The organism is Paraburkholderia sp. CNPSo 3076, assembly GCF_026343935.1.
Lineage (GTDB): Bacteria > Pseudomonadota > Gammaproteobacteria > Burkholderiales > Burkholderiaceae > Paraburkholderia > Paraburkholderia nodosa.
This window is the reverse complement of sequence record NZ_JAPMAL010000009.1, coordinates 151,714-167,120: the sequence shown is the minus strand read 5'-3', so window position 1 is coordinate 167,120 and position 15,407 is coordinate 151,714. Positions and strand designations below refer to the sequence as shown.

9 protein-coding genes are annotated in these 15,407 nt (G+C 64.4%); 5 read left to right on the top strand and 4 right to left on the bottom strand.

Annotated features, from left to right (window positions below; genetic code table 11):
* The first annotated feature begins 89 nt into the window (after window positions 1-89).
* The 3 genes from infB to truB all read left to right on the top strand — a co-directional run bounded on the left by infB (window position 90) and on the right by truB (window position 4,575).
* Entirely contained in the window at window positions 90-3,047 is a 2,958-nt protein-coding gene (infB, locus tag M3A49_RS12795) for a translation initiation factor IF-2 (protein ID WP_254355102.1), read from the top strand.
* A gap of 185 nt (window positions 3,048-3,232) precedes the next feature.
* Window positions 3,233-3,598: a 30S ribosome-binding factor RbfA gene (rbfA, locus tag M3A49_RS12790; RefSeq protein WP_042272510.1), complete on the top strand. Its 366-nt coding sequence runs from the start codon at window positions 3,233-3,235 to the stop codon at window positions 3,596-3,598.
* 8 nt (window positions 3,599-3,606) lie between these two features.
* A complete protein-coding gene (truB, locus tag M3A49_RS12785; protein ID WP_266228985.1) occupies window positions 3,607-4,575 on the top strand; it encodes a tRNA pseudouridine(55) synthase TruB in 969 nt (322 codons plus the stop codon).
* Window positions 4,576-4,680: 105 nt separating this feature from the next.
* Here truB and M3A49_RS12780 read toward each other — a convergent pair whose 3' ends face one another.
* The 4 genes from M3A49_RS12780 to M3A49_RS12765 all read right to left on the bottom strand — a co-directional run bounded on the left by M3A49_RS12780 (window position 4,681) and on the right by M3A49_RS12765 (window position 9,885).
* Window positions 4,681-6,246, bottom strand: coding sequence for a DHA2 family efflux MFS transporter permease subunit (locus tag M3A49_RS12780; RefSeq protein ID WP_266228984.1), 1,566 nt, complete (start codon window positions 6,244-6,246; stop codon window positions 4,681-4,683).
* Window positions 6,247-6,356: 110 nt separating this feature from the next.
* Window positions 6,357-7,625, bottom strand: coding sequence for an EmrA/EmrK family multidrug efflux transporter periplasmic adaptor subunit (locus M3A49_RS12775; RefSeq protein ID WP_254355105.1), 1,269 nt, complete (start codon window positions 7,623-7,625; stop codon window positions 6,357-6,359).
* Between the two features lie 65 nt (window positions 7,626-7,690).
* Complete coding sequence (locus M3A49_RS12770) at window positions 7,691-9,292, bottom strand: efflux transporter outer membrane subunit (RefSeq protein ID WP_266228983.1); 1,602 nt, start codon at window positions 9,290-9,292, stop codon at window positions 7,691-7,693.
* Between the two features lie 89 nt (window positions 9,293-9,381).
* Window positions 9,382-9,885, bottom strand: a complete 504-nt coding sequence (locus tag M3A49_RS12765) for a MarR family winged helix-turn-helix transcriptional regulator (protein ID WP_266228982.1) — start codon at window positions 9,883-9,885, stop codon at window positions 9,382-9,384.
* Window positions 9,886-10,292: 407 nt separating this feature from the next.
* Here M3A49_RS12765 and typA point away from each other — a divergent pair, with 407 nt between their 5' ends.
* Window positions 10,293-12,119 carry a translational GTPase TypA gene (gene typA / locus M3A49_RS12760; RefSeq protein WP_266228981.1) on the top strand — a complete coding sequence of 609 codons (1,827 nt, stop codon included), beginning with the start codon at window positions 10,293-10,295 and terminating at the stop codon, window positions 12,117-12,119.
* Window positions 12,120-12,456: 337 nt separating this feature from the next.
* Complete coding sequence (locus M3A49_RS12755) at window positions 12,457-15,321, top strand: 2-oxoglutarate dehydrogenase E1 component (protein ID WP_028204822.1); 2,865 nt, start codon at window positions 12,457-12,459, stop codon at window positions 15,319-15,321.
* Window positions 15,322-15,407: the final 86 nt, after the last annotated feature.

Genomic DNA, 15,407 nt, shown 5'->3' with positions numbered 1-15,407 from the left:
GCGGCGGAGCCTTGCAGAACGCGAGGCACCGAAGGCCGCATGACCCGATGTCAACCGCAAGGAATCGGTCCTTGCATTAAGAGGAATGAATGGCGAGTAACAACGTAGCCCAATTTGCCGCGGAACTGAAGATGCCTGCCGGCGTGCTGCTCGAGCAGCTGCAGGCGGCGGGCGTCACGAAAGCGAGCGAGAGCGATGCCTTGTCGGAAACCGACAAGGCGCGTCTGCTCGATCACTTGCGCAAGTCTCACGGCTCGACTGATGCAGACAAGCGCAAGATCACGCTGACGAAACGGCATACGTCGGAGATCAAGCAGTCCGATTCGACGGGTAAGGCACGCACCATTCAGGTCGAGGTGCGCAAGAAGCGCACGTTCGTCCGCCGCGACGAGTCCGCCGGTGAAGCGGATGCATCGAATCATGCAGCCGACGCAGCCGCTGCCGCCGAAGAGGCGGAGCTGCAGCGCCGCGAGGAAGAAGCGCGCCGCGAGGCAGAACTGCTCGAGCGTCAGGCCCTGGAGCTCAAGGAGCGCCAGGAACTGCTCGCGCGTGAAGAGTCGGAGCGCCGTTCGCGCGAAGAGGCCGCCGAGGCCGAGCGCCGCCGTGCCGAAGAAGAAGCTGCAAAGAAGAAGGCTTCGGCCGATGCCGCCGCTCGCGAGCTGGCCGCTCAGGCCGTGGCTGCGCAGCGCAATGCCGAAGCGGAAGCGAAAGAAGTGAAGCAAGCGCAGGATCAGCAAGAAGAACAGCGCGCCGCAGCCGAGCGCGCCGCGCAGCGCGAAGCGGCCCAGAAGGCCGAAGCCGCCGCACGCGAAGCCGCCGAAAAGGCGCAGAAGGAACAGGACGAGATCGCCCGCCGCCGTGCGGCTGCCGAAGCCGAAGCGCGCGCGATCCGCGAAATGATGAACACGCCGCGCAAGGCGCAGGTGAAGGCGCCCGAGCCGCCCAAGCCCGTCGAGCCGCCGGCCAAGCCCGCCGAAGCCAAGGGCACGCTGCACAAGCCGGCCCGTCCGGAAGGTGCTCCGGCCCGTCCGGCCGGTGCAGGCGCCGCGGCGAAGAAGCCGGCCACGACGGCCGCGCCTTCGACGAGCGCGCCGGGTGCCGGCGCGGGCGACCGCAACAAGAAGCCGGGCGCAGGCAAGGGCGGCTGGCAGGACGACGCGGCCAAGCGCCGTGGCATCAAGACGCGCGGCGACTCGTCGGGCGGCGTGGACCGCGGCTGGCGCGGCGGCCCGAAGGGCCGTGGCCGTCACCAGGACGCTTCGACGTTCCAGGCGCCGACCGAGCCGATCGTGCGTGAAGTGCACGTGCCGGAAACCATCACGGTGGCCGACCTCGCGCACAAGATGTCCGTGAAGGCATCGGAAGTCATCAAGGTGATGATGAAGATGGGCCAGATGGTCACCATCAACCAGATGCTCGACCAGGAAACGGCGATGATCATCGTCGAGGAACTCGGCCACCGTGCGGTTGCCGCGAAGCTCGACGATCCGGAAGCGCTGCTGGTCGAAGGTCAGGGCACGGCTACGGACGCCGAGCAGCTGCCGCGTCCGCCGGTCGTCACGGTCATGGGTCACGTCGACCACGGCAAGACGTCGCTGCTCGACTACATCCGCCGCGCCAAGGTTGCCGCGGGCGAAGCGGGCGGCATTACGCAGCACATCGGCGCTTACCACGTCGAAACGCCGCGTGGCGTCATCACGTTCCTCGACACGCCGGGTCACGAGGCCTTTACGGCCATGCGTGCTCGCGGTGCGAAGGCAACCGACATCGTTATTCTGGTGGTCGCAGCCGACGACGGCGTGATGCCGCAAACGAAGGAAGCGATCTCGCACGCCAAGGCTGCGGGTGTGCCGCTCGTCGTGGCGATCAACAAGATCGACAAGCCGGACGCGAACCTCGAGCGCGTGAAGCAGGAGCTCGTCGCAGAAGGCGTCGTGCCGGAAGAGTACGGCGGCGACTCGCCGTTCGTGCCGGTGTCGGCGAAAACCGGCGCGGGCATCGACGATCTGCTCGAAAACGTGCTGCTGCAGGCCGAAGTGCTGGAACTGACTGCACCGGTCACAGCGCCGGCCAAGGGTCTCGTGATCGAAGCGAAGCTCGACAAGGGTAAGGGTCCGGTTGCAACGATCCTCGTCCAGTCCGGCACCCTGAACCGTGGCGACGTCGTGCTCGCTGGCAGCGCCTACGGCCGCGTGCGCGCGATGCTCGACGAAACCGGCAAGCCCACGAAGGAAGCGGGCCCGTCGATTCCGGTCGAGATCCAGGGTCTGTCGGAAGTGCCGGGCGCGGGCGAAGAAGTCATCGTGCTGCCGGACGATCGCAAGGCGCGTGAAATCGCCATGTTCCGTCAAGGCAAGTTCCGCGACGTCAAGCTGGCGAAGCAGCAGGCCGCGAAGCTCGAAAACATGCTCGAGCAGATGGGCGAAGGCGAAGTGCAGAACCTGCCGCTCATCGTCAAGGCGGACGTGCAGGGTTCGCAGGAAGCGCTGGTGCAATCGCTGCTCAAACTGTCGACCAGCGAAGTGCGCGTGCAGATCGTGCACAGCGCGGTCGGTGCGATCAGCGAGTCGGACGTCAACCTGGCAACGGCTTCGAAGGCGGTCATCATCGGCTTCAATACGCGTGCAGATGCGCAGGCGCGTAAGGTTGCCGAGGCGAATGGCATCGACATCCGCTACTACAACATCATCTATGACGCAGTGGATGAGGTGAAGGCGGCGATGTCGGGCATGCTGGCGCCGGAGAAGCGCGAGACGGTCACGGGCATGGCCGAGGTGCGTCAGGTGATTCGCGTGCCGAAGGTCGGCCTGATTGCGGGTTGTATGGTCACGGACGGTTTCGTCAAGCGTTCGTCGTCGGTGCGCGTGATCCGCAACAACGTAGTCATCCATACCGGCGAACTCGACTCGCTCAAGCGCTTCAAGGACGACGTCAAGGAAGTCAAGCAAGGCTTCGAGTGCGGTATGTCGATCAAGAACTTCAGCGACATCGTCGAAGGCGACCAGTTCGAAGTGTTCGAGATCACCGAAGTCGCGCGTACGCTGTAATACAGCGGCGCCCGCGGGCAGACCTTCAGGGTCGCCCGCTTGGCCGCGGGTTTGCCGCGGGTTTGCCGATAACGGGCGGGGCAGGCGCTGGCCAGCCCCGCCCGTTTTGTTTTTTGCGCGGCCGTTTGCCCCTGCATGGACGCAACGCCGCCTGAATGCCTCGCAGATAAAGAGGTGGAACCATCATGCCGAAAAAACGTACTTCCCCGAATCGCAACGTGCAGATCGCGGATCAGATCCAGCGCGATCTGTCTGAGCTGATGCGCGAAGTGAAGGACCCGCGAATCGGGCTCGTGACGATCCAGAGCGTCGAACTCACACCCGACTACGCGCACGCCAAGGTCTACTTCACGACCCTCACGGGCGACCCGAAGACCACGCAGGAAGCGCTCAATCACGCCGCAGGCCATCTGCACAACCAGCTCTTCAAGCGCCTGCATATTCACACGGTGCCGACGCTGCATTTTCACTATGACCAGTCGGTCGAAAAGGGTGTCGAGATGTCGCGCCTGATCGACGAGGCGAACGCCACGCGCGCGAAGGACGACTGACGCGGGCAATGACTGCATCATCGAAACAGAATCAGGGCGGGGCGCGACCGAAAGTCCCGCGTCGCCTGCTCGACGGCGTGCTGCTGCTGGACAAGCCCGTTGGCCTGTCCAGCAACGACGCGTTGATTCGTGCGAAGCGTCTGTACCGCGTGAAGAAGGCCGGCCACACTGGCACGCTCGATCCGCTCGCGTCGGGCCTGCTGCCGCTGTGCTTTGGCGAGGCGACCAAGTTTTCGCAGGATCTGCTCGAAGCCGACAAGACCTATGAGGCGACCATGCGCCTCGGCATTCGCACGGCCACCGGCGACGCCGAAGGCGAGGCGATCGAAACGCGCGAGGTCAGCTGCGATGAAGCCGCCGTGCGTGAGGCGATGACGCGCTTCCTCGGCGACATCGTGCAGGTACCGCCGATGTATTCGGCGCTCAAGCGCGACGGCAAGCCGCTCTATGAATATGCGCGTGCGGGCCAGACGGTCGAGCGCGAGGGGCGCGAGGTGAAGATCCTTGCGCTGGAGATGATCGCCTGTGCGCTTCCCGAGGTTCCCGAGGTGACGTTTCGCGTGACCTGCAGCAAGGGCACGTACGTCCGCACGCTTGCCGAAGATATCGGCGAGGCGCTTGGCTGCGGCGCGCATCTCGTGATGCTGCGGCGTACGGGTGTGGGGGCGCTCACGCTCGAGCATGCGGTGACGCTCGACGCACTCACGGCCGCCGACGAGCCCGTGCGCGACACCTGGCTGCAACCCGTCGATGCGCTGCTCTCCACGTTCCCCGCCGTCACGCTCGACGCGGAAGCGGCGCGCCGCTTCACGCATGGCCAGCGCTTGCCGCTCAACGAGCTGCTGCTCGATCGCGCGATTTGCGAAGCGGCCGAGCGCGTGCGCGTGTACGCGGAAGATGGGCGCTTGCTCGGCGTCGCGAAGGCCGCGAACGGCGTGCTTGCGCCGGAGCGGCTAGTGGTCAGCGGCGCGGCCTGAGCGTACTCGCACCGCGCCAGGAGCGCAAAAACAAAAACGGCACGCCGGTGAACAACCGGACGTGCCGTTTTGCTATGGGCACCCGCAAGCGCTAACGCATCAACTTCAGTGCGCTGCCGAAGCCGCTGCACCCGCGTCCGCACCGCCGGCACGCTCGGGCCGCGTGATCCAGATGAGCGCGATCAGCACGATGAAGATCATCGAGGAAATCCAGAACAGGTCGTTCACACCGAGCTGCGCGGCCTGCTGCGAGAGCATCCGGTCGAAGAGCCCATGCGCCTGCGAAGGATCGAGACCCGCGCCCTGGAATTGCTGCATCGACTGGTTGAAGACCGGGTTGGTCGGCGTGGCCACTTCGTTCAGGCGCGCGTGGTGAAACGTCGTGCGGTGATCCCACGCCGTCTCGAAGATCGACGTGCCGATACCGCCGCACATGATCCGCACGAAGTTCGACAGGCCGGACGCCGCGGGGATACGGCTGCCCGGCAGCCCCGATAGTGTGATGGACACGAGTGGAATGAACAGACCCGCCATGCCGATGCCCTGAATGAGCGTAGGCAGCGTGAGCGCCCACGTGTCCACGCCGGTCGTGTATTGCGAGCGCATCCAGAAGCATAGTGCGAACACAATGAAGGCTGTCGTCGCGATATAGCGCGGGTCGGTGCGCGGCAAGATCTTGCCCGTGATGGGTGAGAGCAGGATGGCGAAGAAGCCCACCGGCGCCATCACGAGGCCCGCGTCCGTTGCGGTGTAGCCGAGCGTGGTTTGCAGCCACAGGGGCAGCAGCACGAGATTGCCGAAATACAGCCCGTAGCCCACCGAAAGCGCGATCGTGCCGCCCGTGAAATTGCGCCGCGCGAAGAGCGACAGGTCCACAACCGGATGAGCGGCAGTCAGCTCCCACACCACGAAGAACGCGAATGAGATCACTGCGGTGAGCGCGAGCACGACAACCGTGGTGGACGAAAACCAGTCGAGATCCTTGCCCTTGTCGAGCATCACCTGCAGCGAGCCCACCCAGATGATGAGGAGCGCAAGACCCACGCCGTCGATCGGCGCCTTCTTCACGACCGAATCACGATTGCGGAAGATCATCCACGTGGCGAGCGCCGCGATAATGCCAACGGGGATGTTCACGTAGAAAATCCACGGCCACGAAATGTTGTCCGAGATCCAGCCGCCAAGAATCGGGCCGGCTACCGGCGCGATCAGTGTGGTCATCGACCACATCGAGAGCGCCATGGGCGCCTTCGCGCGCGGATAGCTCGCGAGCAGCAGCGTTTGCGAAAGCGGGATCATCGGGCCGGCCACGGCGCCTTGCAGCACGCGCGAGGCGAGCAGAATGGGCAGCGTGGGCGCGAGGCCGCACATCCACGATGAGATCACGAACAGGATGATCGACGCCATGAAGAGGCGCACCTGGCCGATGCGGTCGGTGAGCCAGCCCGTGAGCGGCACCGAAATCGCGTTGGCCACCGCGAACGAGGTGATGACCCACGTGCCCTGGTCGGACGACACGCCGAGGTCGCCCGAGATCGACGGGATCGACACGTTCGCGATCGAGGTGTCGAGCACGTTCATGAACACCGCGAGCGACACCGCGATGGTGCCGATCACGAGTTGCGCGCCCTGTAGCGGCGGATGCGCGACGGGTTGTTGTGCTGCTGCCATTGCGTCCTTTCTTGTTGACCTGTTTGAGGCAACACGAAGCAAAGCGGCGCGGGCTGAGGATCAGCCCGCGCCGGCGCTTGCGAGTGCTTTTATCAGGGCTTCGATCAGCCTTACGCGCCCGGCTTCGCCGCGTGAGCGGACGACACCTGCGCCTTGGCGGCTGTGTTGCTGGTCGCGCTGCTGGCGTTGTTACTAGCAGCCTTGTGCGCATTCGGACCGGCGTTTTCGGCGATGATGCGCGCGATTTCCGCATCGGCTTCTGCGCCGTACTTGGCGAACACATCGGTCTCGTAGACGGTGTTCTGCGCATTGCCGAGCTGCGTGCCCGAATCGTTGCGGATGCTCACGTCCACTTGCATCGAGAGGCCGATACGCAGCGGGTGCTTCTGCAGGTCTTCGGGATCGAGCGAGATACGCACCGGCAGGCGCTGCACCACCTTGATCCAGTTACCCGTCGCGTTCTGCGCAGGCAGCAGCGAGAAGGCCGAGCCCGTGCCCGCCGAGAAGCCCACCACCTTGCCGTGGTAGACGACCGACGAGCCATACACGTCGGCTGTCATCTCGACCGGCTGGCCGATGCGCATGTGCTTGAGCTGCACTTCCTTGAAGTTGGCGTCGACCCACAGCGAGCTCAGCGGCACCACCGACATCAGCGGATTGCCCGGCGAGACGCGCTGGCCCACCTGCACCGAGCGCTTGGCCACGTAGCCGGTAACGGGCGCTGGCAGCGTGTTGCGCGCGTTCGCGAGATAGGCGTCGCGCACCTTGGCTGCGGCGGCCTCGACGTTCGGGTGATTGGCGATGGTCGTGTTCGCGGTCAACGCGCGGTTCGCGGCGAGCTGCTGCTGCGCGGCTTCGAGTGCGGCTTCGGCGCTGCGCACGGCGTCGCGGGCGTGCGAAATCTCTTCCTGCGAGACGGCGCCCGTCTGCGCGACCTGCATACGGCGACGCAGGTCGTCCTGCGCACGCGAGAGGTCGGACTGACGCTGCGCAACTTGCGCTTCGTACTGGCTGTCGTCGGCGAACAGGCCGCGCACTTGACGCACCGTCTGCGCGAGCTGCGCTTCGGTTTGCTCGAGCGTGACGCGCGCGTCGGCCGGATCGAGCAGCACGAGCGGGTCGCCGACGTTCACGGTTTGCGTGTCGTCCGCTTTCAGTGCGATCACGGTGCCGGTGACCTGCGGCGTGATCTGCACGACGTTGCCGTTCACGTAGGCGTCGTCCGTGCTTTCGGTAAAGCGCGCGACGAGGAAGTAGTACAGGCCGTAGGCAACGGCTGCAATCACGATCACGAGGACAAGCAGCGTCATCATGCGCTTGCGCTTGCCGCTGTTCGCGTTCGGCTGCGGATTGGCCGCCGGCTGCTGGGGGGTGCTCATGGAAGGATCTCCGGATGCTTGCGTGCTGTTCGTTCAGTTTTTGATGTTCGTGTGCTGCTCGGCGCTCAATTCGACGCAGGCGTAGCGTTGGCCGCGTTCGTCGCTGCCGCCGCGTTCTGCGGCGAGCGCGTACCGCGCCACGGGGCACCGTTCACGTCGCTCTGGCCCCGCGCTTCGCTGCCGACTTCGGCGGGCGGCGTGAGACCCGCGCCTTGCGCTTCAAAGCCGCCGCCAAGCGACTTGATGAGCGCCATCTGCTGGTCGCGGCGCTGCGCCTTCAGGTTCGACACCGTCTGCTCCGCGGCTAGGCGGTTCTGGTCGGCGTTGAGCACCTGAAGCTGCTCGGAGAGCCCCGCCTTGTAGCGGATCACCGCGAGCTGCCAGGCCTTGGTCGACGCGTCGAGCGCGCGATCGGCGTCCACGAGCTGCTTGTCCGCCGAGCGGATCGTCGATACGTTGGTCGCCACGTCCTGGAACGCGCCGATGAGCGTCTGGTTGTAGTTCGCCACGTCGAGCTCGAAGTCGGCGTAGCGGCCCTTCAACTGCGCACGCAACGCGCCCGCGTCGAAGAGCGGCAAATGCACGGCCGGCCCGATGTTCGCCTGGCGGCTCGTGAAGTTCAGGAATTTGCCCCAGCCGAACGCGTCGAAGCCGAAGCCGGCCGCGAGGTTCACGTCGGGATAGAACTCGGCCTTGGCTTCCTTTACGTCGTGCATCGCGGCTTCCACCTGCCAGCGCGCGGCGACGATGTCGGGGCGGCGCGCGAGCAGGTCGGCGGGCAGATTGTCAGGCAGGGCGACGTTGGCGACCGGGTTGAGCACCGGTTGCGCGATTTGCAGGCCACGGTCGGGGCCCTTGCCGAGCAGCGCGCCGAGCTGATAGCGCACGGATTCGATCTGGCCGTCGATCTGCGAGAGGTTCGCCTGGCTCGTCGCGATGTTGCCGTTCGCGGTCTGTTTCTCGACGTTGGTGTCGAGGCCCGCCACCACGCGGCCGTTCGTGATCGTGCCGATGGTCTTGCGGTTGTCGATCTCATGCACGGCGATGTCGCGCAGCTCGTAGAGCTGGGCGAGCTGGTTGTACGTGCGCGCAACCGAAGAGGCGAGCGCGACGCGCGCCTGCTGCATGTCCGCCTCGGCGGCACGTTGTGCGGAAACGGCTTGCGCGAGGCGCTGGCGGTTCTTGCCCCAGAGGTCCAGATCCCACGAGGCGCTGGCGAGCACGTTGTTCTCGCTATACCACGTGCCGCCGTACGGGGGCGGAAAAAGGGCGTTGGCCGAGTACAGCTCGCGGGTCCACGAATAGCTCAGGTTGGCCTTCGGGAAGAGCGCCGAGCGCGAGGTTTCGATGTACGACGACGCCTTGGCAATGCGCGCCTGCGCTTGAGCGATGGTCGGGCTGCCTTCGAGCGCCTCATCGATCAGCTTCGGCAACTGCGGGTCGCCGAACTGGTTCGCCCAGTCGAGCGTGGGCCACTGGCCGCCTTGCGCCGGAATGCTCTGCGAGCTTTCGAACTGTTGCGGCTGATCGATGGTCTTGTCGCTCTTGATGCCGATATAGTTCGCGCAACCCGCAAGGGCGAGCGCCGCGACCGCGGCGGCGGCCGCCGCCCGGCAGGACAGTGCCCGCACGGCCGGAACAGGCGCAAACTCGGTTTGGGATTTCATTGCTCGTCTCGATGCGTGAGAGTGTGTGGTGATACTGGACGATGCAGCTATTTTCTTGTTCGGCAATTTCAAATTTGCTTGCCCCGTCATCAATTCTCGGACGGATTCGGGTTCGAACTCTGGCTAGCTTCGCAGCTATTCGAAAGAATCCGCCGCAACATGCTCTTCAGGAAGCCGACTTCCTCAGGCGTGAATCCGGCGGAGAGATGCTCCGTGACGCTGCGGAAAATCGCCGGCATGCGCGCGGCGATGGCAAGGCCCTCGGGTGTGAGCGCGAGGCGTACCGCGCGGCGGTCTTCGGAGCTGCGCACGCGCTTCAGGAGCCCGCGCTTCTCCAGCCGGTCGACGAGGCGTGTGACGGCGCTCGCGTCGATGCCGTACTCGCGGGCGAGTTCGGCCGCGAGTGTGCATTTGCCGGTTGCCACCATGAAGAGGATGCTGGCCTGCTGGCTCGTGACGCCGAGTTCGGCAACGGCGCGCTGGGTGACCATGTTCGACATGGTCGATTTCACCCGCGAGATCAGGTAGCCGACGCTTTCGCCGAGGTCGTAGTCGCGGACTTCGGGCGGGGGCGTGGGAGTCAAATCCGTCATGATTCTGCTGCGACTGCAATGGTTGACCAGGCAGGGATTATAGGGGCGGTTAGTTGACGCGGCAAGGTTTATTCTGCCTTTGCCGAGAAACCTTTGTAGTAGGGGCTTAATCCGGCCCCATGGGCATGAGAAAATGCGGCGTGGGCGGCGCGCCGCGGCGCCCGTTACATCTTTGCCCGCGTTGCGCCGTTGCGACGCCGGCCACCCCGATCCAGGGTGCCCCCTTATATGCGCAAGATCAATTCATCTGCGCGTGCTACAATTTCAGGTTCCCAAAAGTGCGTCATCGCAGCGATGCTGAATTGACCCGCCGGCAGTAAACCGGGGCGGATCGAAGCGGCGGCCGCGCGCCCTCGCCGGGCCTGCCAGCAGGCATGCGCGGCGCACTCAACTGTACCCAGGTTCCTATGTCCCGCGCTCTTCGCAACATCGCCATCATTGCCCACGTCGACCACGGCAAGACCACGCTCGTCGACCAACTGCTGCGCCAGTCCGGCACCTTCCGCGACAACCAGCAGATCGCCGAACGCGTCATGGACTCGAACGACATCGAAAAAGAGCGCGGGATCACGATTCTCGCGAAGAACTGCGCGGTCGAGTACGAAGGCACCCACATCAACATCGTCGACACCCCGGGCCACGCCGACTTCGGCGGCGAAGTGGAGCGCGTGCTCTCGATGGTCGACTCGGTGCTGCTGCTCGTCGACGCCGTGGAAGGCCCGATGCCGCAAACGCGCTTCGTCACCAAGAAGGCGCTCGCGCTCGGCCTGAAGCCGATCGTCGTCGTCAACAAGATCGACCGTCCGGGCGCCCGTATCGACTGGGTGATCAACCAGACCTTCGACCTGTTCGACAAGCTCGGCGCGACCGAAGAACAGCTCGACTTCCCGGTGGTGTACGCTTCGGGCCTGAACGGCTACGCGTCGCTCTCCGACGACGCGCGCGAAGGCGACATGCGTCCGCTGTTCGAGGCGATCCTCGAACACGTGCCGGTGCGCGACGCCGATCCGGAAGGTCCGCTCCAGCTGCAGATCACGTCGCTCGACTATTCGACCTACGTCGGTCGTATCGGCGTGGGCCGTATCAAGCGCGGCCGCATCAAGCCGGGTCAGCCGGTGGCGCTGCGCTTCGGTCCGGACGGCGAGGTGATGAACCGCAAGATCAACCAGGTGCTGTCGTTCAGCGGCCTGGAGCGCGTGCAGGTCGAATCGGCTGAAGCCGGCGACATCGTGCTGATCAACGGCATCGAAGACATCGGCATCGGCGCGACGATCTGCGCGGTCGACACCCCCGAAGCCCTGCCGATGATCACGGTGGACGAGCCGACGCTCACGATGAACTTCCTCGTGAACTCGTCGCCGCTCGCCGGCCGCGAAGGCAAGTTCGTGACGAGCCGCCAGATCCGCGACCGTCTCACGAAGGAGCTGAACCACAACGTCGCGCTGCGCGTGAAGGACACCGGCGACGAAACCACGTTCGAAGTGTCGGGCCGTGGCGAACTGCACCTCACGATCCTGATCGAAAACATGCGCCGCGAAGGCTACGAGCTGGCCGTGTCGCGTCCGCGCGTGGTGTTGCACGAAGTCGACGGCGTGAAACAGGAGCCGTACGAAATGCTGACCGTGGACGTCGAAGACGCCCACCAGGGCGGCGTGATGGAAGAACTGGGCCGCCGCAAGGGCGAAATGCTCGACATGGCGTCGGACAGCCGCGGCCGCACGCGTCTCGAGTACCGTATTCCGGCTCGTGGCCTGATCGGCTTCCAGGGCGAGTTCATGACGCTCACGCGCGGCACGGGTCTCATGAGCCACGTGTTCGACGCCTACGGCCCGATCAAGGAAGGCACGCTCGGCGAGCGCCGCAACGGCGTGCTGATCTCGCAGGACGACGGCGCTGCTGTCGCCTACGCACTGTGGAAGCTGCAGGACCGCGGCCGCATGTTCGTGAAGCCGGGCGACGCGCTGTACGAAGGCATGATCATCGGCATTCACAGCCGCGACAACGACCTCGTCGTGAACCCGATCAAGGGCAAGCAGCTCACCAACGTGCGCGCCTCGGGCACCGACGAAGCCGTGCGCCTCGTGCCGCCGATCCAGATGTCGCTCGAATACGCCGTGGAATTCATCGACGACGACGAACTCGTGGAAGTCACGCCGCAGTCGATCCGTCTGCGCAAGCGTCACCTCAAAGAGCACGAGCGTCGCCGCGCGAGCCGCGAAGGCGCTGCCGAGTAATTTGCAGTCACCGCTTTTTTCCGCACTGCAATGCAAACAGAAATACAGGAAAGCCGCCGCTTTACGGGCGGCTTTTTTGCGTCTGGCGGGGATTGCATTGCGGTGCAGGAAGAGAGCATTGCGAACGCCGCAAAAGCCCATATAAAAAGGGTTTGCGCGTGATGTTCGGTCGCATTGCATCCTGTGGCGAGATGCGCATATGCGCTATACTCCGCGGATGCATGATTTAGGTCCTTCCAAGCAGACTTGATTCGCAATCCGCTAAACGGTCAGGCCGTGGCGCGGAAGGTTGAGTAACCCGCTATTTCTCGAGAAACTCGAAGAAAGGTGAGCGTAAATGTCGGAAACGATGAAGCAATTCCAGCTGAACTCCTATTTGTTCGGCGGCAATGCTCCGTATGTCGAAGAGCTATACGAAGCATATCTTGACAACCCTGCGTCCGTTCCGGACACCTGGCGTGAATACTTCGACGCACTGCAAAACGTGCCGTCGTCGAGTGGCACGGCCGACAACGACATCGCCCACGGGCCGATCGTCGAATCCTTCGCTCAACGCGCGAAGGCCAACGCATTTGTTGCGCGTGGCGGCGGCGAAGATCTCGCCACGGCACGCAAGCAAGTCTACGTTCAGTCCCTGATTGGCGCTTATCGATTCCTGGGCTCGCAATGGGCCAATCTCGATCCGCTCAAGCGCCGCGAACGTCCGAACATTCCCGAACTCGAGCCTGCGTTCTACGACTTCACCGAAGCCGACATGGACCAGACGTTCAGCGCCACGAACCTCTATTTCGGGTTCGAGCGCGCGACGCTGCGCGAGATCGTCAAGGCGCTGCGCGATACGTACTGCGGTACGCTCGGCGCCGAGTACATGTACATCAGCGATCCTGAACAGAAGCGCTGGTGGAAGGAGCGTCTCGAGTCGATCCGCTCGACGCCGAACTTCTCGAACGACAAGAAGAAACACATCCTGCAGCGCCTGACGGCCTCCGAAGGTCTCGAGCGCTTCCTGCACACCAAGTACGTCGGGCAGAAGCGCTTCTCGCTCGAAGGCGGCGAGTCCTTCATCGCCGCGATGGACGAAACCGTCCGTCACGCAGGCGCGAAGGGCGTGCAGGAAATCGTCATCGGCATGGCTCACCGTGGCCGTCTGAACGTGCTGGTCAACACGCTGGGCAAGATGCCGGCTGACCTCTTCGCCGAATTCGAAGGCAAGCACGTCGACGACCTGCCGGCAGGCGACGTGAAGTACCACAAGGGCTTCTCGTCGGACGTCTCGACCGAAGGCGGTCCGGTTCACCTGTCGCTCGCGTTCAACCCGTCGCACCTCGAAATCGTCAACCCGGTGGTTGAAGGTTCGGCCAAGGCCCGTATGGACCGACGCGGCGACGCGGACGGCCTGCAGGTGCTGCCGGTGCAGATCCACGGCGACGCGGCTTTCGCAGGCCAGGGCGTCGTGATGGAAACGCTGAACCTCGCGCAAACGCGCGGTTACGGCACGCACGGCACGCTGCACATCGTCATCAACAACCAGATCGGTTTCACGACGTCCGACCCGCGCGATGCGCGTTCGACGCTCTACTGTACCGACGTGGTCAAGATGATCGAAGCGCCGGTGCTGCACGTGAATGGCGACGATCCGGAAGCGGTCGTGCTGGCTATCCAGCTCGCGGTCGATTTCCGTATGCAGTTCCACAAGGATGTCGTCGTCGACATCATCTGCTTCCGCAAGCTCGGCCACAACGAGCAGGACACCCCGGCTGTCACGCAGCCGCTGATGTACAAGACGATCGCGAAGCACCCGGGCACCCGTGCGCTGTACGCCGAGAAGCTCGTGCAGCAGGGCGTCATCACGGCTGAAGACGCAGACAACTACGTCAAGGCCTACCGCGCCGCGATGGACGAAGGCCACCACACGGTCGACCCGGTGCTCTCGAACTACAAGAGCAAGTACGCGGTGGACTGGGTTCCGTTCCTGAACCGCAAGTGGACCGACGCCGCCGATACGGCTGTGCCGCTGGCAGAACTGAAGCGCCTCGCTGAGCGCATCACCACGATCCCGGAGAACTTCAAGGTTCACCCGCTGGTCGAGCGCGTCATCAACGACCGCCGCGCGATGGGCAAGGGCGAAGCGAAGCTCGACTGGGGCATGGGCGAGCATCTCGCGTTCGCGTCGCTGTGCGCGTCGGGCTACGCAGTTCGCCTGACGGGCCAGGACTCGGGCCGCGGTACGTTCACGCACCGCCACGCCGTTCTGCACGATCAGAACCGCGAGCGCTGGGACGACGGCACGTACGTGCCGCTGCAGAACATCGGCGAGAACCAGGCGCAGTTCACGGTGATCGACTCGGTGCTCTCGGAAGAGGCAGTGCTGGGCTTCGAATACGGCTACTCGACCGCCGAGCCGAACACGCTCGTCGCGTGGGAAGGCCAGTTCGGCGACTTCGTCAACGGTGCGCAGGTCGTGATCGACCAGTTCATCTCGTCGGGCGAAGTGAAGTGGGGCCGCGTTTCGGGTCTCACGATGCTGCTGCCGCACGGCTACGAAGGCCAGGGTCCGGAGCACTCGTCGGCGCGTATCGAACGTTTCCTGCAGCTGTGCGCCGAGCACAACATGCAGGTCGTTCAGCCGACCACGCCGGCCCAGATTTTCCACGTGCTGCGCCGCCAGATGATCCGCCTGTTCCGCAAGCCGCTCATCATCTTCACGCCGAAGTCGCTGCTGCGTCACAAGGAAGCCGTGTCGGATCTGTCCGAACTCGCGAAGGGCACGTTCCAGCCGGTCATCGGCGAAGTGGACGAAGCCATCGACGCGAAGAAGGTCAAGCGCGTGGTCGCCTGCTCGGGCCGTGTGTACTTCGACCTCGTCGCGCATCGCCGCGAAGCGAAGGCGAACGACGTCGCGATCATCCGTATCGAACAGCTCTATCCGTTTGCTCACAAGCAATTCGAAGCGGAGCTGAAGAAGTACGACAACGCGACCGAAGTGGTCTGGGTGCAGGACGAGCCGCAGAATCAAGGCCCGTGGTTCTACATCGAGCACCACCTGAAGGAAGGCATGAAGGAAGGCATGAAGCTCGCGTACAGCGGCCGTCCTGCTTCCGCCTCGCCGGCTGTTGGCTACTACGCGAAGCACTACGAGCAGCAGAAGGCGCTGATCGAAGGTGCATTCGGCCGCCTGAAGGGCGCGCAGGTCGCGAAGTAAGCACTAGAGCAACCGAACCGGGAAAGCGTCGCGCTTTCCCGCGCTCATGTGCGCGACCGGTTCGTCATACGGGGATGTCCCCGATA

Excerpts from the sequence above, each read along its gene's own strand:
- infB (WP_254355102.1), top strand. The coding sequence starts at position 90 with ATGGCGAGTAACAACGTAGCCCAATTTGCCGCGGAACTGAAGATGCCT.
- rbfA (WP_042272510.1), top strand. The coding sequence starts at position 3,233 with ATGCCGAAAAAACGTACTTCCCCGAATCGCAACGTGCAGATCGCGGAT.
- truB (WP_266228985.1), top strand. The coding sequence starts at position 3,607 with ATGACTGCATCATCGAAACAGAATCAGGGCGGGGCGCGACCGAAAGTC.
- M3A49_RS12780 (WP_266228984.1), bottom strand. The coding sequence starts at position 6,246 with ATGGCAGCAGCACAACAACCCGTCGCGCATCCGCCGCTACAGGGCGCG.
- M3A49_RS12775 (WP_254355105.1), bottom strand. The coding sequence starts at position 7,625 with ATGAGCACCCCCCAGCAGCCGGCGGCCAATCCGCAGCCGAACGCGAAC.
- M3A49_RS12770 (WP_266228983.1), bottom strand. The coding sequence starts at position 9,292 with ATGAAATCCCAAACCGAGTTTGCGCCTGTTCCGGCCGTGCGGGCACTG.
- M3A49_RS12765 (WP_266228982.1), bottom strand. The coding sequence starts at position 9,885 with ATGACGGATTTGACTCCCACGCCCCCGCCCGAAGTCCGCGACTACGAC.
- typA (WP_266228981.1), top strand. The coding sequence starts at position 10,293 with ATGTCCCGCGCTCTTCGCAACATCGCCATCATTGCCCACGTCGACCAC.
- M3A49_RS12755 (WP_028204822.1), top strand. The coding sequence starts at position 12,457 with ATGTCGGAAACGATGAAGCAATTCCAGCTGAACTCCTATTTGTTCGGC.